This window comes from Mycobacterium gallinarum (assembly GCF_010726765.1).
In the GTDB taxonomy this organism is placed as follows: domain Bacteria; phylum Actinomycetota; class Actinomycetes; order Mycobacteriales; family Mycobacteriaceae; genus Mycobacterium; species Mycobacterium gallinarum.
Window position 1 is genome coordinate 2,223,636 of the sequence record NZ_AP022601.1, and the last position, 20,050, is coordinate 2,243,685.

The 20,050-nt window shown below is 67.5% G+C and carries 10 protein-coding genes; 1 reads left to right on the forward strand and 9 read right to left on the reverse strand.

The features are described from left to right. Position 1: 1 nt before the first annotated feature. Genes mbtG through G6N42_RS11065 form a run of 6 tightly spaced genes read right to left on the reverse strand, consistent with a single transcriptional unit; the run spans position 2 to position 15,939 of the window. Complete coding sequence (gene mbtG / locus G6N42_RS11040; protein ID WP_163729584.1) at positions 2–1,354, reverse strand: NADPH-dependent L-lysine N(6)-monooxygenase MbtG; 1,353 nt, start codon at positions 1,352–1,354, stop codon at positions 2–4. Further along, the gene (locus G6N42_RS11045; protein WP_163737310.1) at positions 1,351–5,652 is read right to left on the reverse strand and encodes a non-ribosomal peptide synthetase; all 4,302 of its coding nucleotides are present in this window, start codon (positions 5,650–5,652) and stop codon (positions 1,351–1,353) included. Before G6N42_RS11045 ends, mbtG begins: the two co-directional genes overlap by 4 nt. Positions 5,653–5,699: 47 nt before the next feature. Beyond that, entirely contained in the window at positions 5,700–10,931 is a 5,232-nt protein-coding gene (locus tag G6N42_RS11050; RefSeq protein ID WP_163729586.1) for a non-ribosomal peptide synthetase, read from the reverse strand. After that, positions 10,924–13,899: a mycobactin polyketide synthase MbtD gene (mbtD, locus tag G6N42_RS11055; RefSeq protein ID WP_163729588.1), complete on the reverse strand. Its 2,976-nt coding sequence runs from the start codon at positions 13,897–13,899 to the stop codon at positions 10,924–10,926. The genes G6N42_RS11050 and mbtD overlap by 8 nt, the downstream gene beginning before the upstream one ends. Next, the gene (locus G6N42_RS11060) at positions 13,899–15,203 is read right to left on the reverse strand and encodes a beta-ketoacyl [acyl carrier protein] synthase domain-containing protein (protein WP_163729591.1); all 1,305 of its coding nucleotides are present in this window, start codon (positions 15,201–15,203) and stop codon (positions 13,899–13,901) included. Before G6N42_RS11060 ends, mbtD begins: the two co-directional genes overlap by 1 nt. Then, the gene (locus tag G6N42_RS11065; RefSeq protein ID WP_163729593.1) at positions 15,193–15,939 is read right to left on the reverse strand and encodes a thioesterase II family protein; all 747 of its coding nucleotides are present in this window, start codon (positions 15,937–15,939) and stop codon (positions 15,193–15,195) included. Before G6N42_RS11065 ends, G6N42_RS11060 begins: the two co-directional genes overlap by 11 nt. Positions 15,940–16,244: 305 nt before the next feature. Here G6N42_RS11065 and G6N42_RS11070 point away from each other — a divergent pair, with 305 nt between their 5' ends. Continuing rightward, the gene (locus G6N42_RS11070) at positions 16,245–17,105 is read left to right on the forward strand and encodes an LLM class F420-dependent oxidoreductase (RefSeq protein ID WP_163729595.1); all 861 of its coding nucleotides are present in this window, start codon (positions 16,245–16,247) and stop codon (positions 17,103–17,105) included. 15 nt (positions 17,106–17,120) lie between these two features. Here the strand turns inward: G6N42_RS11070 and G6N42_RS11075 are convergent, their stop codons facing one another. From G6N42_RS11075 to G6N42_RS31565, 3 genes are read right to left on the reverse strand one after another with little or no spacing between them, the layout of a single operon-like run. Further along, a complete protein-coding gene (locus G6N42_RS11075; protein ID WP_163729597.1) occupies positions 17,121–18,650 on the reverse strand; it encodes an HNH endonuclease signature motif containing protein in 1,530 nt (509 codons plus the stop codon). After that, positions 18,647–19,546, reverse strand: coding sequence for an integrase core domain-containing protein (locus G6N42_RS11080; protein ID WP_163729599.1), 900 nt, complete (start codon positions 19,544–19,546; stop codon positions 18,647–18,649). Before G6N42_RS11080 ends, G6N42_RS11075 begins: the two co-directional genes overlap by 4 nt. After that, complete coding sequence (locus tag G6N42_RS31565) at positions 19,488–19,928, reverse strand: helix-turn-helix domain-containing protein (RefSeq protein ID WP_197905532.1); 441 nt, start codon at positions 19,926–19,928, stop codon at positions 19,488–19,490. The genes G6N42_RS11080 and G6N42_RS31565 overlap by 59 nt, the downstream gene beginning before the upstream one ends. Positions 19,929–20,050 lie beyond the last annotated feature (122 nt).

Consider the following 20,050-nt stretch of genomic DNA (forward strand, 5'->3'; position numbering starts at 1 on the left):
CTCAGCCCACGGATTCGCTTCTCTCCAGTGCGTTGTCCGTCACAGTCCTTGATGGTCGCTCGGACGGGCCTCGCTCCGTGGCGTAATCGGAACCGAGTATCCGGTCCGACAGCAGTCCGAGGCAGGACAGGTTGGGAAAACCCGGCCCCTGGGTGAGCCCGGACAGTCCGGGCAGGAACAGTTTTGGCGTGACGCCGGCGACGGCCAGGTCGTCGCCGATGAACTCCTGGAGCGCGTCACCGGTCATCGGGCCGCCGAGGCTCAGTTCGAGCAGATCCAGCGCATCCTGGCCCAGCAGCGGCAGGAACCACAGCGCGTCGGCGCCCGAACCGTCGATCACGAGATCGAATCCGTGCACGGTCTCGAAATTCTCACTTCCCCGATTCGTGCTGAGCGTCAGGCGGATTCGGCTGTCCCGTGCCACCGCGTGCGCGACGCGGCCGCGAAGGTGGCGAATTCGGTCGTCGGACAGCAACGCATCCTGCACCCGCGCGGAGAACACGCCGCGGTCGGTACGTGCCAGCGCGTCGCGGCGCTCGTTCAGTGTGAGGCTGGTCCAGCCGGTGGGGTCGGAGAACAGCTTGTTCTCGAAGAATCCCTCGCCGCGGGTGAACAGGGTGACTCCGGGCGAGATGACGGTGATCGTCGAAACCCGGTGCCGAAACAGCTCATTGAGAATCGATGCGGCGGTCTCGCCTCCCCCGATCACCGCGACCCGCTCCGCGGTGATCAGCTCGTTGCCCGCGGCCCGGTGCCAGAACTGCGCGATCGAGAGCACCCGCGGGTTGCCGGGCAGAATGGACCGCTCGGGCTGGCCGGGACCGGTGATCATCACGCCGTCCGCGAGCACCGCCTTCTCGGACGTGTGCAGTGCCCAGCGGGGTGTGGCGGCGGTGCTGTCGACGGAGATCCCGGTGACCTCACCGGAGACGATGTTCATCCGACAGTTGCCCGCGACCCAGCGCAGGTACTGACTCCACTTGCGATGTGTGGGAGCGGGCCTGCCGCGGTCTACCCATTCGGCGAACTGGCCGGTCGCGATCAGGTATGCCTGCCAGCTGTGCCGCGTCATGCGTTCGTCGAGTTCGGCGTTGCGGCCCGGCGCCTGGGCCCCCGCCCGCAGGGCAGGGGACGACGAGCGGTACGGGAAGCCGACATCCTTCTCGGGGCTGGTACCCAACCGGTGCTGGCCGTCGGTCCAGCCGCCCTCGGCCTGCCAGTTGGCGGCAACGCCCGTGCGTTCCACCGCAACGACTTTGGGCACGTCGACGCCCATGTCGTTCAGCTCGGCCGCTTTGGCGGCGACGGCAATGGCCTTGGCTCCTGCGCCGACGACGGCGAGGGTAGGCCTCATGGTGCAACCTCTCGTAGTGAGTCCTGCCACATCGACTGCAGGGTGGCGACGTCGTCGGCGGACAGGATCTCCGGCAGCGTGCGCCACTGGGTGCCCAGGACCGGCCTGTCCGCGTCGCCGATCACGGCGGCCAGGATGGTCAACTCATGTCGTACAGCGAGATCGGGTTCCGGCCGCGGCGAAACGCGCGCCAACAGTGAGCGATCGGGGATCAGCTCGCCGCCGGTGCCGACGTGCACCCTGCCGAGAAAGTTCAGCAGCACCTGCGGCTCGGCGTACCCCCGCAGCCGCTCCGCGGTATCCGGACGCAGGTAGCGCAGCAGCCCGAAGTCGATACCGTCGCCCGGCACCGCGTCGATCGCGCCTGGCACATTCATCCGCAGCGGATAGATGGCGGTGAGCAGACCCACTGTGTCGGAAGTGTCGGTGTCGTCCATGATTCCGTCCGCGCGGCCGTGCGTCTCCAGTGCGAGCAGGGGCGGCGCCTGGTCCTGACCCCGATGCTCGCGCCACCGATCGATGGTCCTTGCGGCCGCGGCCGCAAGGATCTTCTGCGCGGGCACGGCACCACTGAGAACACGCGCCGACACCTCTGGCTCGGTGAGCGACATGGTGACGACGACGTCGCCGATCCGGTCGATCTCCGGCCGGAGGCGTCGGGTGCCGAGCACCGGATCGGCACCCTCGAGTTGGGCCGCCCAGAAGTCGCATGTGTCCAGTCGGGCGGCGCGCTCGGCGAGCATCCGCGACCACCGCCGATAGCTGGTGTGCTCCGTCGTGGCCAGCGGATCCAGACCCGATGTGATGGTGTGCCACGATGCGTCGAGCTCACCCAGCACGATCCGCCACGATGCGGGATCCAGCGCAAGCACGTGTGCGACCAGCATGAGCACGCCCGGTCCGTCGGACTCTCGCAGCCACACCGCCGACATCATCGATCCCCGTTGCGGGTCAATCCGTTCCACCGCATGTGCGGAATGCTCGGCGACCGCGTCGACCATGTCACCCTCTACCCACACCTCGGTGAGAAAGCCGGTGGGCTCGTGTTCGACGAGCGTCATCGTTTCGATGTCCAGGCGGCTGCGCAGGACCTCGTGCCCGTCGACGACGGCATCGAGCATGCGGTCCAGGTCCGCGCGGGTTATCCCCTCGGGCAGCCGTACCGTCTCGGTCTGCGCCAGCCGCCGCGGTTGGCCGTGCTCGTAGAGCCAGTGCACGTTGGGCGGCACTGGTATCGGCCCGGTTCCCTCGTCACCCCGGCTGTCGACGGTGACAGACTCGTTGTCGATCGCGGCGGCCAGTTCGCGGATGGTCGTGCACTCCAACATCAGCCGTGCCCGCAGGGGAATGCCGCGCCTGCGGGCGCCCTGCACCACCGATAGCGCGACGATGCTGTCGAGGCCGAGCTGAAGAAACTCCGCGGTGACATCGATCTCGACGCCGTCGAGTAGCTCGGTCAACACAGCGACGAGCGCGGCCTCGGTTTCGGTTTCCGCTGCCGCCGAAGGAGCGTCGGCTACGGGAAGCGCGGCCAGCGCGGGCTCGTCGATCTTGCCGTGCGACGTCAGCGGCATCTGGTCGACGAAGACGATGCTCTGCGGAACCATATAGCGCGGCAACCGCTTTGACAGCATGCCCCGCAACTCGGCGAGGTCAGGCGCTGGTTCCGCGACCACATAGGCGATCAATCGCGGCCCGCCGCGAACCCGCTCCCGTACCGCGACATGTGCGTGACGCACCGCGGGGTGTGTGTGCAGCACGGCCGAGATCTCGGCGGGCTCGACACGGAACCCACGGATCTTGACCTGCGCGTCAGAGCGGCCGAGGAACTGTAGCGCCCCGTCGGGCTGGCGTCGCACCACGTCACCGGTCCGGTACATCCGCTCGCCGGGAACGAACGGGTCGGCCACGAATCGGCCCGCGGTCTCGGCGGGCCTGCCGAGATAGCCGCGGGTCAATTGGCGACCGGACAGGTAGAGCTCGCCGGGCACGCCGTCGGGTGCGGGCCGCAGCCACGAATCCAGTATGTAGGCGCGGGTCGCCGACGTGGGCACACCGATCGTCGGCTCGGGATGATCGGCGATGGGCGCGACCACGGCCTCAACCGTCGATTCTGTTGGTCCGTAACAGTTGTAGGCCGTCATGCCGGTGCGAGAGCATTCGTCGCGGATCAGGTTCCACGCCGGAATGCCGATCGCCTCACCCCCCAGCGCGAGCACGCCAAGGGGCACCGTCGTCAACAGTCCGACCGCGTGCAGCTGGGCGAACATCGATGGGGTGGTGTCGATCAGGTCGATTCCGTACCGTGCGATGGTCTCGACCAACGATTCGGCATCCCGTTGGACGTCGTCGTCGACAATGTGCACCGAGTGCCCGTCGAGCAGCGCCGCCAGCGGTTGCCAGGCCGCGTCGAAGGTGAACGACCAGGCATGCGCGACGCGCAGCGGATGGCTTAACCGGGCCGCGGCGGGCCGCAGAATGTGCTGGGCGTGATCCTCGGCGTACGCGAGCAGCGCTTGGTGGGTACCGATGACGCCCTTCGGCCGTCCCGTGGTGCCCGACGTGAAGACGACATACGCAGCCTGGCCGGGATGTGCTGCGACGGGCTGGAATCCGTCGGATTGTCCGGCGGCAGCGGCCGACATCAACAGATCGTCGACGATCACCGCCGCACCGCACTGGGCGAGGATGTCAGCGATCCGGTCGGCAGGCATAGCGGGGTCGAGCGGGACGATGACGGCACCGGCCTTCAGCACCCCCAGCATGGCCATCACGTATTGCGGGCCGCGTGAAAGGTTGATCGCCACCGGGTCCTCGACGCGAACCCCGCTACCGACCAGCAGGGCGGCCACCTGGTCGGCGGCCTCATCGAGCTCGCGATAGGTCAGCTCGCCGCCGGACCAGCTCAGTGCCCGCGATGCCAGCCGGGTGTAGGCGACGTCGGTGAACCTGGTGTGCACCCCGGTGTGTTCGGGTGCCTCATCGATCTCGGTTCGCGGTTGCTCCCCGTCGAGCAGGACACTGATATCGCGAAGCGGGCTGTCCCACTTGGCGATCAACAGCTGCACGGTGTTGAGCAGTCGTCGACCCAGGCTTTCGGGTTTCATCGACCCGAGTGCCCCGTCGACCACCTCGACGAGCACCGTCAGCTGGTCGTCGACCATGTGGGCGGCGACGGTGACGGGAAAGTGCGACAGGCTCTCCAGCGCCGCCGGGCGGAACGTCGCGCCGTTGGCCGTGAACTCCCCGCCTCCGACCAGTCCACCGGGCGGGAAGTTCTCGTACACCAGCAGGGTGTCGAACATCTCGCCGATGCCGCCGAGCGATCGTAGTTCGGCATGCGGCAGGTAGCTGTGGTCACGAAGCTTCGCCGCCTCGCGTTGCAGTGCAACACATTGCGTGCCCGCGCAGGTCGCGGGATCCAGCCGCACCCGCAGCGGCACGGTGTTGATGAACAGTCCGACCATGGTCTCAACCCCGGCCAGCTCGCTGGGGCGACCCGACACCGTCACGCCGAACACCACATCACTGCGATCTGCGAACGCGGACAACAAAGTCGCCCAGGCCATTTGCACCAGGGTGTTCACGGTGACCCCGTGCGCACGCGCCGCCCCAGCCAGCGCGGCGGTGGTGCCGGTGTCAAGCTTCAGCTCGGTGCGACGCGGCGACCCGCCGTCGGGCTCGCCCGCGGAAAGGGTAGGCGACAGCAGGGTCGGACCATCCATGCCGGCGAGGTGTTCGCGCCACAGTGTGCGGCTGGCCTCCTGGTCTCGCGCTGCGAGCCAACCGATGTAGTCGCGGTACGGCCGCGGCGGCGGGGGCAGGACAGCGGCATCCCCGCCTGCGCGGTACATGCCGATCAGCTCACCGACGAACAGCGGCAGCGACCAGCCGTCGATGATGATGTGGTGGGCGACCACCACGAGGCGCCAATGCGATTCGGGCACCTCGATGAGCACGAAGCGGATCGCGGGTCCGTGCTCGAGGTCGAACGGGCGCAATCGTTCGTCGAAGTCCAGCGCGTCGACCTCGTCGGCGGTGGCGGTGATCGTGCGCCACGGCAGGTCGACGCGGGTGGGGACGACCTGGACGGGGCGGCTCAGGTCACCGCGAAAGAAGCTGGCGCGCAGGTTGGGATGCCGGGCCAGCAGGTGCGCGGCGCAGGTGCGCAACAACTCCGGATCCAGTTCGCCGAAGATGTCGGCGGACATCGCGATGACGTACGGGTCGTCACCGGCGTCACCGCTGCTCAGTTGGGCCAGCGAGAACAACCCCTGCTGCAGCGGGCTGAGCGCCATCACATCTTCGACGGCCACCTCGGCATCGGTCTTGGTGCTGGTTTGGGTCACTGCGCACCGTCGCGGGACGAGTGGAACATCGATGTCACCGCCGCCAATTCGTCGGGCGACAGGCCCGAGGCGGCCATCGGCTCGTGGCGGATAGCGGCGGTTTCTGGCGCACTGCCCCCCGCATCGATGGTGGCCGCCAGTTCCCGGATCGCAGGATGCTCGAACACCATTCGCGCGGTCAGCGCCAATCCCGCATCGCGCGCCCTCGCGGCCACCTGCACCGCGAGGATGCTGTCGCCGCCGAGGCTGAAGAAGTCGTCGTTGCGACCGACGTCGGGCAGTTCGAGTACATCGGCGAGCAATGCGGCGAGGACGCGTTCAGTTTCGGTGCGGGCGGCCTCAAACGGCCCAGCCGGACCTGCCGGCGCCGTCGGCATGGCGGCTTCGATGTACTCAACCTCGCCACTGTCGGACCAGCGCGCGCGCTTCCCTGTAGGTCGCAGGTGTGCGCCCTGTTCGTCGATGTGGTGGTCGTATACGTCGCCGATGACACCGACTGCCACGGGATCCCGCCACTGGTCGAGCACGCTGACGCCCGCCGCGGCGCTGAACCCGTACACCCGCTGACGTTCCTCGCGATCGGCGATCTGGATGTCGCGCAGCCGCTGATCGGGATCGTCGGCGAACGCGGCCAGCACACGGCCGAGCCAGCGGACCAACCGTTCCGCGGTCGTGCGCCGGTACAGGTCGGTGCGGTAGATGACGTGCCCTCGATAACCGCCGTCACCGCCGGCTGAGCCGGCAATCCGAGCACCGCCGGCTGAGCCGGCAATCCGAGCACCGCCGGCTGAGCCGGCAATCCGAGCACCGCCGGCTGAGCCGGCAACTTTAGCGGCGGCGAAGAAGTTGACCGACAGGTCGGCGTGCGCGACATCGAACGGCGGCTCCAGCGCAGTGAACACGGTGTCACCCTCGGCCGAGGACTCCACGACCTGCCCGGCGGGCAGGGCCTCGCGCACGTGCACCACGACACCGAAAAGCGGGTTGCGAGAGAGCGACCGCGCCGGCCGGACTGCGTCGACCACCTGGTCGAAGGGCAGGTCCTGGTGGGCGTAGGCGCCCAGCGCGGTGTCGCGGGCCTGCCGCAGCAGTTCGCGCAGTGTCGGGTTGCCGGTCAGATCGTTGCGCAGCACGACGATGTTGATGAAGAACCCGACCAGGTGATCGAGCTCGGCCTCGGTGCGGCCGGCCACCGGAGTGCCCAGCGGAATGTCGTTGCCCTCACCAGCTTTGTGCAGTGCCACGGCGACTGCCAGCTGCAGCAGCATGAACTCGGTGACGCCGACCTGCTGGCTCAGTTCGGTCAGCTGCGCGCGGATCGCGCCGTCGATGCCGAACTCGACGGCATCGCCCTCACCACTGAGCACCGGCGGGCGCTCGAGGTCGGGGGTCAGCCCCGGATCCTCGGGCAGACCTTCCAGCCGTCCGCGCCAGTAGTCACGTTGCGCCACAACGGGTCCGCCGGTGTCGGCCAGCAGTGCCGCCTGCCACGCCGCGTAGTCCGCGTACTGGATGTTCAGCGGCGCGAAGGTCGGCGCCTCACCGGCGCGGCGGGACCGGTAGGCGGCGAGCAGATCGTTGAACAACACCATGGCCGACCAGTGGTCCGCCGCGATGTGATGCACCACGAGCGACACCACATGCGCATCGGGTGTCGACAGCACGGCCGCGCGGACCGGCAGCGCGCCCTCGAGGTCGAATATGTGCCGCCGCTCGCGGTCGAGTTCGGCGTCCAGCCATGCCTCGTCGTCACCGCGGGCCCGCCGCACCGAGACCGAGTCCTCTTCGGCGGCGTTCACGATCTGGTAAGGCACGCCGTCGATTTCGCGGTAGGTGGTACGCAGGACCTCGTGCCGGGCGACGACGTCGCGGACCGCGTGGACGAACGCATCGGCGTCGCACGGCCCGGTGAGCCGCGCGGCGAACGGGATGTTGTTGACGGGGTTGGGACCGTCGATGCGGTACTGGAACCACATCCGCAGCTGCGAGGCCGACATCTGCATCGGCCCGTCGTGTGGGAGCGCGGCGATCCGCGGGCGCCGCGAGTCGGATGCCGACATCGAGTCGATGCGCTCGGCCAGCTTCGCGACCGTGCCGAGTTCGAAGACCTCGCGGACGCCGATGTCCGCGTGGCACTGCGACCGCACCGCGGCAACCAGTTTCGTGGCGAGCAGCGAGTGACCGCCGAGGTCGAAGAACGAGTCGTCGGCACCGATCCGGTCGCGGCCGAGCAGTTCGGCGTACAGGCCGGCGACGCGCCGCTGCGTCCCCTCGGCGGGTTCGCGGTATTCGGCCGCCGCGCCGGCCCAGGAGTCCACGTCGGGTTCCGGGAGCGCGGCGCGGTCGATCTTGCCGTGCGCGGTGATCGGGATTTCGTCGATCACCACGTAGGCCGCCGGCGTCATGTAGTCCGGCAGTGCCGCCGCGACCCGAGCGCGGATACGCTCGATGTCGACGTCGTCGGCGGCTCCGGGGGATGTGTCGGCGGGCGTGAGGTACCCGACGAGGCTTCTACCGAGGTTCGGCAGCTCACTGACCACGACCACCGCCTGACCCACGCTGGGGTCGACGGAGATCGCGGCGGCGACCTCTCCGAGTTCGATCCGGAAGCCGCGGATCTTCACCTGTTCGTCTGCCCTGCCGACGAATTCGATGTCCCCGTCGGCGTTGCGGCGGGCCAGGTCGCCGGACCGGTACAGCCTGGCGCCGGGGGTGAACGGGTCGGCGATGAACCGTTCGGCGGTCAGCCCGGGCCGCTGGTGATAACCCCGCGCCACATGCGTTCCGCCGATGTAGATCTCGCCGATGACGCCGGCCGGGACCGGCTTCAGCGCATCGTCGAGCAGGTGAATCTGGGTGTTGATCTTCGGCGTGCCGATCGGCACGATGCGCGTGCCCTGCTTGCCCTCCACCTTGTAACGGCTGGCGTTGATCACCGTCTCGGTGGGGCCGTAGAAGTTGTGCAGCAGCGCGTCGAAGGTGCCGTGGAATTTGTCGGCGAGCTCACCGGGGAGCGCTTCGCCGCCGATCGGCACCCGTTGCAGGGTGCGCCACTGGTTCACGCCCGGCAGCGACATCAACAAGCCCAGCAGCGACGGGACGAGGTGCATCGACGTGATGGCTTCGTCGTGCAGCAGATCGGTGAGATAGCCGACGTCGCGGAGACCGTCCGGACGCGGAATCACCAGTCGTCCACCGCATGCCAGCATGCCGAAGATCTCGCCGATGGACACGTCGAAGCTCGGCGAGGCGACCTGTAGCAGCCGCTCACGCTCGTCGATTTGGTAGTCACCCTTGAACCAGACGAAGTATTCGGCGACCGGCCGGTGCGGGACGGGGACACCCTTGGGCAGCCCGGTGGAGCCCGACGTGTAGATCAGGTAGGCGGTGCTCTCGGGTCCGAGCGGACGGACCCGATCGGCGTCGGTGGGGTTCGACGCGGGATAGCCGTCGAGCCCGCCGACAGCCTCGCGCAGTACGAGTTTGGGATCGGAGTCGGACAGGATGAAGTTCAACCGATCCTCGGGATAGGTCGGATCGACGGGTAGGTAGACCGCGCCGGCCTTGATCAACCCCAGGGCGGTGATCACCAGTTCTGGGGAACGGTCCAGCAGCACGGCGACACGATCCTCGGTGCCGATTCCCTGTTTGATCAACCAGTGTGCGAATCGGTTCGCCGATTCGTTGATCTCGCGATAGGTGTAATGGCGTCCCTCGAAGACCACGGCGGTCGCATCCGGTGTCCGGGCGGACTGCGCCTCCACCAACGCGGCCAATGTCGTCGCCGGGGTGTCGTATTCCTCACCGGCTGAGACCTTCCGCAGCCAGTCGGCGTAGGCGGGTCCCATCAGGTCGAGATCGCTGATCGGCGTCCCGGGGTCGGCCAGCGCGCTGTCGAGCAGCACCACGTAGTGCTCGAGCAGCTGCCGGGCCAGTCCGCCGTCGAGAACCTCGACGAGATATTCGGCCTCGATCTCGATACCCGCACCGTCGAACTCGACCATGAAACCGAACGGCAGCTGGGTGAACTGGCCGCGCAACTCGGCTCGCTCACAGGTGATTCCGTCGGGATTGAAGCCGTGATCGTCGGCGCCACGCGCCCCGAACGTAACCCGCGTCATGCGCTCCACACCGTGACTGCGGTCGGGGTTGATCTCGGCGACCACTCGGTCCAGGTTGACCCCCTGATGAGCGAAGGCACCGACTGCGGTGTCGCGGGCGTCGGCAATCGCCTCACGGAATGTCTGACCCCGCTGTGGACGCAGCCGCATCGCGACCGTGTTGCCGTAGTACCCGATGACGTCGTCGAGGTCGGCGGTCCTGTTGAGCACCGGCGCGGCGACGAGGAAGTCGTCGGAGTGGGTGTAGCGCTGGATCAGCACACCGAATGCGGCCAGCAGCACCATGTACGGGGTGGCACCGGACTCCTTGGCCACGGCGGCCACGCGCTCCACCGTCGCGTCGGGCAGCCGCAGCGTGGTGCGCTGCGAACGGTAGTTCGTCGGGATCGCAGATCCGTTGGGGCCGGGCAACTCCAGCGGTTCCGGCGGATTGGCCATCACGTTGCGCCAGTACTCGAGATCGCCGTCGACGGCACCCGACACCGGCGTTGGGATCGGAGTCGGCGCGCCGAGCTGCTCACCGCGGTAGGCGCGGGTGAGGTCGGCGAAGAACACCTGCCAGCAGCCGTCGTCCCAGGCGATGTGGTGCGCGACGAGCAGCATGACGTGTTCGTCGGCACCGGTACGCACGACGGTCAGGCGCAGCGGCGAATCCGAACTCAGGTCGAAGGGTGCGCCGAATTCACGCTGCGCCAGCACTTCCAGCCGCAATCTGCTGGAGTGCTCGGACAGCTCGGACAGGTCGTGCGCCGACCAGCCCGGCATCAGGTCGTCATGGACGGTCGGCTGCGGCTCGCCGTCCGAATCCGCGCTGTACGTGGTGCGCAGCAGCACATGCCGCGCGGCCACCGCGTTCACGCTGTCGCGGAGCCGCGCGACGTCCAGCGCCCCCCTGATCCGATAGGACAGGCAGATGTTGAGGATCGCGCCGGTGGGGTCGGCCATCTGAACGAACCACATGCGACGCTGCCCGTCAGACAGTTCGGTGTTCGTCGGCTCGACGGGCGTCTGCTCATCCGACCGAAGGCCCTTCTCGGAAAGCCTGCGCCGCAACAGCTCCAGCCGGCGCTCATCGGCGTGTTCGCGAATATCGGCGATGTCAGTCACGCGTCGTTTCCACCTTCTGTAATCGGGTGTCGAGGTCGGCGATGAGTTCAGCGCTGGTGATGCCACCGAGCAGGGCGCCCAGCGGCACCGATGCACCGGTCACCCGCCGCAACCGCTTGCGCAGATCAAGGGCGAGCAGTGAATCCAAGCCGAGGTCGAGCAGCGATGTCTGTCGGTCGATCGTCGCGGCGTCGATGCCGAGCACCGAAGCAACTTCGGCGATGACTCTGGTCGGCCCTTCGCCGCTGCGGGTGCTGGCCGAGGGGGCCGCCGCGCCGGATTGCTCGACGGTCTGGCTGTCGAGGAACTTTCGCAGCCGGTCGGGGTCGGCGGCCATGATCATCGGATCGGATTCGTGCTCACGCAGGCTGGCGGCGACTGCAGACCCGGGCGCCATCGGCAGCAGTCCCGAGCGCTCGATGGCGCTCACGCCGGCACGAGCCGTGATACCGCTGTCGCGGCCAGGATCCGTGCGCCATAGCCCGTATCGGAGGGCGACGCAATGCTGGCCCTTGGCCCGCAGCTGACCAGCCATCACGTCGAGCATCCGGTTGGCAGCCGAGTACGCTGCGTGGCCGCGGCCGCCCCACACACCGGACACCGAGGAGCACACCAGGATTCGCGTATCAGAACGCAGTGGCCACAAATCGGTCATGCGCGCGAAGCCGCCGATCTTCGCCGCCGCGGTATCGGAGAAGGACTCCGAGGAGATATCTGCGAAGTCGTCGAAGCTCGCAGCCCCCGCCGCGTGGATGAGGAGCGACGCCCCTGTGGCGCCGTGATCCCGCGCGACGGCCGAGACCTGCTCGGCGGAGCGCAGATCACACGGAGGGGCGACGATCTCGACACCGGCGAAGCCAGCGACACCCGTCAGTTCGGCCACGATCGCCGCGTCGACGCCCGTTCGGCTGAGCAGCACGATGCGGCGAGCGCCCTGCTCTGCGAGATACCGCGCGAAGTGCAGTCCGACCGCCCCGGTTCCACCGGTGATCACCACGTTGTCCAGCAGTCCGTCGTCGAGCTTCCAGTCCAGGGCGGGAGCATCGGACTCGGATAGCGTGCGGACGAAAAGGGCAGGGCCGGAGGCGCTGTCGCGGACCGCTCCCTCGTGCACACGGCCACGCGCGGCGTCGATGACCACCGTCGCGGTGGCGTCGTCGATCTCCCAGGACGGCAGATCCAGATGGCGGAACGCTTGGTCGGGTCGTTCGTAACCGATGCTGCGGTGCATCGCGGCCAGTGCCGCCTGCGCCGGTAGCGCAACGGGCTCATCGAGAAGTACGTGTTCGCCGCCGACCGTCACAAGGCATAGGTCGCGGCAGGCCGATCCCCCGGCATCGGCATAGTCGAACAGACCCTCGCCCACGATTCGTGCGATCTGCGCAGCGGCGACCTCGGCGTCGGGGTGGTCGAGCAGCGGGGCGATCGCGAGGACGAGGTCGGCCTCGCCCGGCTGGGCTGGTTCCGCGTCGCCGTGCCGCGCGATGGCGGTCCTCAATTGCGCCGACAGCGAACTGCCCGGACCCACCAGGTCGACGACTGCGATTCGCCGGTGCGCACCCGTTGTGGCGAATACGGCGCTCTGCTTCCACTTCTCACTCGAAACGGTCAACCCGAACACGGGTGCCAGCGGTTCGGGTTCGGCCCATACGTGTACCTCACGCATCGGCGCATTGGGAAAGCCCTGGAGCACTGGCATCCCCGTGTCGGCCAAGACGGACCATCCGAACCCCGGATCGGCGACCGCGACGGCGGCGATGCCGGCCGACAAAGTGTCGATGAGCGGTTCGTCGCGTCGACCAGATCCGACGATGAGCGGGGGCTCAGGCCCGTCGCCGGTCAGATCTTCCAACGCGAACAGCAGCGACGCGTGCGCCGACATCTCGATGAACCGGGCTCCGCCCTGTCTGCGAGCCGCGTCGACGGCGCGGTCGAAACGCACCGTATCGCGCAGATTGCGGTACCAGTAGTGCGCGAAACCGGTCCCTGCCGGCACGGCTTGACCGGTGACCGACCCGATGAATTGCACTGGTGCAGGGCCGAACTGACCCTTGGGCAAGAGGGCCGACAGGTCGTCGTGCAGCGCCTCCAGCGCGGTGGTGTGGCCTGGATAATTCACGCCGAGCTCGCGGGCGAACAGACCCCGATCCGATGCGGTGGCCACCAGAGCGGTGACGGCATCGCGCTGGCCCGAGACGACGACCGACGACTTCGAGTTGACCGCCGACACCTCGAGCCAGCCTTCGACGGTGGCGATCAGGTGCTCGGCCTCCCCGACCGAAATGCCCAGCGCGGCCATGCGATAGTCGCCCTGCAGGCGGTCGACCGCTTTCGCACGCGCGATGACCACGGCGACCGCATCGGTGAGTGTTATTCGACCGGCGACGTATGCCGCTGCCACTTCACCCAGGCTGTGGCCGACAGTGATGTCGGGTGTCACCCCGCAGGATTGCCAGATATGAGCCACACACACGGCGTGGACGAACTGCGCGCCCTGGATCTCGACCTGCGACCAGTCGCCACCACCGGTGTGCGCGGTGAGGTACGGCAGCGGCGAAACGTGGCCGGCGGCGGCGAACGCCGCCACGCATTCATCTACCTGGGCGCGGTACACCGGTGACCGATCGTAAGCATCGGCTCCCATCGACGGCCATTGGTTGCCCTGGCCGGGAAAGACGAAAACCGTTTTACCGGTGCTTGTTTCCGACGATGTCGCCACCATCGGATGTTCGTTTCCGGCGCTGAGCGCCTGCAGGCCTTCGACCAATTCAGCGATGCTCGCCGCGCGGACGACGGCGCGGTGCCGCCGCAGCCTGCGCGTGCGGAGGAGCGTGGCCGCAACGGCAGAGACGTCCGTGCCGGGGCGCAGGTACCGAAGGATCGCGTCGGCATCGGTGGTGAGAAGTTCCTCGGCGTGCGCACTGAGGACAACGAGCTCGCGGCCGTCGGGAAGTCCGTTGGTGGGCATCACGCGGCTTCCGGTACGGAGACGATGACGTGCGCGTTGGTGCCGCTCATCCCGAACGCCGTCACCGCGGCCAACCGGTGCCCATCCGTCGCGGGCCACGGTGTGAGTTCGGTTGCCAGCCGCAGACCTTGCTTTTCCCAATCGATTTCGCGACTTGCCTCGGCTGTGTGCAGGCTCGCGGGCACGGCTTCGCGCGCAGCGGCGATGAGCACTTTGGCCAGGCCGAGCCCGCCCGCAGCGGCCTGAGTGTGGCCGATGTTCGACTTCACCGATCCGAGCAGTGCGCCGCGGCCAGGTTCGGTGGCCCCGTAGGTCTGGGCCAAGGAGGTGAGTTCGGTGCGGTCGCCGAGTCGGGTTGCGGTGCCGTGACCTTCGACCATGCCGACCTGTTCGGCACGGATTCCGGCTTGGCGCAGCGCACGTTGAAACAGCCGCGTCTGCGCGGGGCCGCTCGGCGCCGTCAACCCGACGGAGCGACCGTCCTGGTTGAGACATGTCGCTCGAAGTTCGCCGAGTACGTGGTGTCCATCGCGAAGTGCGGCGGAACGTCGCTGCAGCACGAACATCGCCGCGCCTTCGGCCCATACGGTGCCGCTTGCGTGCGCGCTGTACGGGCGGCAGCGACCGTCGTCGGACAGCGCGTGCTGCTTGGAGAACTCGACGAAGAATCCCGGTGACCCCATCACACAGACCCCGCCGGCGATCGCCATGTCGCAATCCCCTGACCGAATCGCCTGCGCGGCTAGATGAATTGCGGTCAATGTCGAGGAGCATGAGGTATCGATCGTCATCGCCGGTCCGGCCAGCCCGAGCGTGTAGGCGATCCGCCCGGAAACAGGTCCGAGGGCGGTACCGGCCATCAAATGGCCCGTGAGGTTGGTGAACTCGGCGAGATCGGGACCGTAACCCATTGTCGACGCACCGATGTAGCAGCCCACATCGTGACCGACGAGGTCGTCGGGGTTGATCCCGGTGTTCTCTAGTGCACGCCAGGCCACGCGCAACGCGACCCGTTGCTGCGGGTCCATCGCTACGGCCTCGCGCGGCGAGATACCGAAGAATTCCGCATCGAAAGTCGCGCCACCGGAGAGGAATCCGCCGAGATCGTGGATCGGCTTGAACCCCTCGCGGTGTGACCCGTCGAGCACCTTGCGGACTGACCAGCCGCGGTCCCGCGGAAACGGGCTCAACGCCTCGCGTCGCTCGGACAGCAACGACCAGTAGGCGTCCGCGGTATCGATTCCGCCGGGCGCTTCAATCGCCATCCCGGCGATCACGACGGCGTCCGCGTCGCTAGACGTCATTGACGAGCTCCGCAACGGCGTCGAGATGGTCGTTGATGTAGAAGTGCCCACCATCGAAAAGCGACAGTGTGAACGCCCCGCCGGCGTGTGTGGTCCAACGGCGCAGCATGTCCTCGTTCACCCGGTGGTCGTTGCGGCCGCCGATGGTGTGGATGTCGGCGCGCAGTTGGACATCGTCGCCGCACGCGTAACGGTTGAACGCCAGGTAGTCGGCGCGCACGGCGCGAACGAGCAGGTCGACGAAGTCCTCGTCGGCGAGCAGCCGCTCATCGGTGCCGCCCAGGTCGACCATGTTCGCGATCACCTCCGCCTCGGCGGTGGGTAGCCGTGGTGAGGTGGCGATCGTGCAGGGCGCCTGGCTCGCCGACGCCCAGAGGCTGCTCACGTCGGCACCCTTGGCTTCGGCGACGCGAGCGAACTCGAACGCGATCACGGCGCCCATGCAGTGGCCGAACAGTTTCATCGGCCCGAGTCGGGTCCATTCGCCGGCGTCGAAGAGTTGCGCGGCCAAGTCTTCGACGGTGTCCGGGGCGGGGTGAGTGAGCCGGTCCGCTCGCTGGGGGTACTGCACGACGTAGACGTCGGCGCCGCCGGCAGCCAACGCCGCGGCGAAGCCCCGGTAGGCCGCGGCGGCGCCCCCCGCGTGGGGAAACACCACGGTCGCGCCGTCGCTCTTTCGACCCGGGGATCGTTTGATCCAGGGCTGGAAGGTCAGCTGGCTCTGTTCGTCAATCATCGGCGGCTCGGCGATGGTTTTCGGTCGGTCGTTCGGGACGGCCTGCAGCACCGCAGCGAGAACGCACGAACCCTCCCAGCATGAATTAGCGCAGGCTGTCCTAAGTTGGTGAGGTTACCCTAATTGAGCGTGTCGGAGACTCGTACGTCCGGGGTCCGAGCGGGTGAGCTCGACCACGTTCACGCACGTTCGGATGGCTTGCCACCTGGGCAGACACGGTCGGCGTGAGTCCGTGGCCCCCGACGATGGGTTGCCGGGCGCCGACGGTAGCGTGAGTGGCTAGTTGCCCGGGAAAGGATCAACGGATGGATCTGGCAGGCGTCGGAGTGTGGAGTTCTCAGTTGCGCTACGGCGACGCCGGAGAGGCCGCCGAGGCCGCGGCCGAGCTCGAGGAGCTCGGGTTCACCGCGCTGTGGATCCCGGACGTGGGCGGTCCGGTGCTCGACTCAGTGAGCAATCTGCTGGCGACGACCAAGAGCGTCGTGATCGCCACCGGGATCCTGAATCTGTGGATGCACGAGCCCGCGGACGTGGCTACCAGGTATGCAGAGTTGACGGCTCAACATGGTGAACGCTTTCTGCTCGGCATCGGCGTGAGCCACGCTCCACTCATCGATTCCAAGGAACCGGGCCTCTACAAGAAGCCGCTCGCCGCGACGCGTGCCTACCTGGATGCGATCGACGCGACCGACAACCCGGTGCCCGTCGCGAACCGGGTGCTCGCCGCGCTGGGTCCGAAGATGCTCGAACTGTCTGCGACACGGGCCCGCGGCGCTCATCCCTATCTGGTGACGCCGGACCACACCCGCTACGCCCGTGAGCATCTCGGCGAAGGCCCGCTGCTGCTGCCCGAGCAGACGGTGCTGCTCAGCGAAGACAGGGACGAGGCGCGGACGCTTGGAACGGATTGGCTGCGTTCGTATTTGGCGCTGCCGAACTATGCCAACAACCTGCTGCGCTCCGGCTTCACCCAGGAGGACTTGGCGTCGGTCAGCGATCGGCTGTTCGACGCGATCATCGCGTGGGGCGACGAAGCGACCGTGCTCGGCCGGGTGAACGAGCACCTCTCTGCGGGTGCCGACCATGTCTGCGTGCAGGTGCTCACCGCCGATCCCAGGGAATTCCCCCGCGATCAGTGGCGCCGACTGGCCGCCGCGCTGAACTAGCCACCCGCCAGCGCCTCAGGCGGCGTTGGGTTCTGGGCCGCCGGGTTCGTGCGGGTTGAGGATCGGTTCGTAATCGGGTGGTCCGATGAGCCATTCGTCGTCGAATCGCGCGTTTTCGAATGGTGGGACATCGTCTGAGGGTGTGTCATCGGCCCGTATTGCCGGTTCCTCGATGGGTTCGTCGCTGGGTGGGCGTAGCCGTTCGGGGCGGTGGTAGTCGTTGACGCGGGCTTGGCCGGTGTCCAAGTGCGCGGGCGGGATCCATTGCACCTCGTGGTCCTCGTTCATCTGGGTGGTCCACCCGCCCGCGCCGACCATCCGGTTATCCGGCCCGCACGCCAACCCGAGCTCATCGACATTGGTCAACCCGTCATCGGCCCAATCCTTGGCCGCGTGATGAACCTGGCTGCCATACGCCGGGACGGTGCACCCCGGTTTCGTGCACCCCCCGTCGCGGGCGATCAGCATCAGCCGCTGCGCCGGGGACGCCACCCGCCGAGCCCGAAACAGATCCAACGCCGAACCAGTCGCCTCGTCGAACACCGCCAGAAACTGATTGGCGTGCGCGGCCATGCGGATCACATCGCCGATCGGCACCACCGTGCCGCCGCCGCTGACGCCGACCCCCGCGCGGCTCTCCAAATCCTGCAGGGTGGTGCGGATGATGATCGAGGTCGGCAACCCGTTGTGCTGTCCCAGCACCCCGCTGGCCAACACACTGCGCCCCACCGCCAGCAGCGCGTCATGCTGGCGCTGTGCAAGCGTCCGCTGGTCGTTGTCGATCTGGGCTTGGCTCGGAGTGCCCGAGATGCAGGGGCTCTCATCATCGGGATTGCACATCCCAGGCGCGGCCCACTTGGCGTAGATCGCCTCCAGCGTGGCCGCCAACTCCGGGGTGAGATTGCCCCTCAACGGGCTCATCTTGTCCGAACCCTGCGGGCCCTTTGACACGCCGCGGCGACGTGCGCGTTCGGCATCGTCGGGTTCGGGACCGTCCTGGTCCAGCAGGAACAGGGTGCGCTCGGCCTGATCCCTGAGTTCCTTGGGTCCCAATCCGACCGCGTGGCCGACCAGATCGACTTCGATCTGCGCGCGGGTCAGAGTGTCGATCGCCGGCGGGATGCGGTCCATCGCCTTCCGCAGCACCTCGACATGCTCGCCGTTGATCATTCCGCGCGCCTGCGCGAGCGCAACACAGGGCAGCACCGGGTCCAGCGGCTCTCCGGTCAACGCGCGGCGCGGTCCCAACAGCGCCGCCTCATCGAGGCGACGCCCCGCCTCCGACGTCGAGATGCGCCATCGCGTCGCCAACACCTGACGCCAGGACTTCGCGCCCATCTCCTTGGCCGTCGCCTCGATCTGCACGCGGGCCAACATCCGGTGGCCCTGAGTCGGCAACTGACACGACAGCGCCTCCAGTTCATCAAGAGCATCAACCAATTCGGACTTCGTCAGCACGTCGATGGGCAGCGCGGCCAAGTGATCATGCGCGGCACGCAGGGCTGCGATCGCTTCCCGCAGCGCCTCCGCACTGTCTTGAGTCAAGAAGGTGGCAGGGTTTTGCTGTCGAGGTAGGCCTGTTTTGGGGTGCGGTCGGCCAGGGCTTGGTGTGGTCGGATGGTGTTGTAGATGATGCGGAATCGATGGGTTTCCATGTCGAGTGCGTCGCCGTCGCCGATGTAGCCGCGGAAGAGATGCTCGTATTTCAGGGTTTCGAAGAATCGCTCGATGACGCCGTTGGTTTGTGGTGATTTGATGCGTGTGCGGATGTGGCGCAGGAGCGGATCATGGCCGGTGAACAGGGTGTGGAAGTCTTTACCCCGGTAGCAGGGACCGTTGTCGGACACGATCGCAATCGGTGCAGGGGCGTGGCCGATGACGTTGTCCTCGGCGTCAAGGACCTCCATTTCGCCGCGGTCGACTCGCAGGTCGGTGAGGTTCAAGATGCGGGTGGCTTCCTCGACGGCCAACCGAATGCAGTGCACGGCGTCGCGGCCGCGGCTGGTGGGCGTGACGGTGATGGCCAGGCAGTATTTGGTGACGTAGTCGATGACGGCACTAATTCGCCAGATCCCGCCGTGGGCGGTCTCGAACTCGGAGAAGTCGGTCTGCCACACCCGGTTGCGCTCAGTCGGCGGATCGTGAAATACCCGGCGGCGCAACGCAGCCCAAGACTTTCGATCGGCCCGAAAGCCCTGGGGTAACAGCAGGCCACGCCGCCGCAGCGCGCGTTGCACCGACGAGTTGGTTACGTCGTGACCATCAGCGCGCATCAGTGCGGCGATCTTGCGGTAGCCCCAGGCCGGCCACGCCTCGGCGTACTTCGCCGCGATCGCTTCGATCCGGTCGACGACCGGCGCCGGCCAAGGCCCCTTGGCCGGGTCACCAGCGCGCAGTCGGGCCAGCCGGCGGCGATAGGTCCGCTCGGCGATGCCGGCCAATGGCGCGAACCTCGAAACCGGCAGACCTGCTGCTTCTCTTAGGGTTTCGAGGTCCTGGAAGGACCTGATCGGCCAAAGCTGCACCGCGCTGCCAGATCCGCAGCTGCACCGTGGCTTCGGCCAGCGCGAGTTTGAGCTGCTCGTTTTCCATCCGCAGCCGACGCTGCTCAGGGCTACCCGCGCCATGCGCGGCGCCGCTGGGCACCTCCTGCAAGCGTTGGGCCCCAGCCTCAAGGAACTGATGCTTCCACTTCGTCACCTGAGTCGAGGCCACCCCACACCGCCGGGCCGCCTCAGCACAGGTCATCTCACCGGCTAGAACAGCCAGCACCAACCGGGTCTTCTCCTCGGCAGCAATCTTTGTTCGTCGCGATCTGACCATGACCCACTCAACCTCCTCAACATCAGCCGCGTATGCACAACGCGACCCTGCCAAGAAGTTTGAGTCAGTGGAGCACTCATGACTCGAACATACGTTCGAAACCTAAGAAACCTCTAGAAATA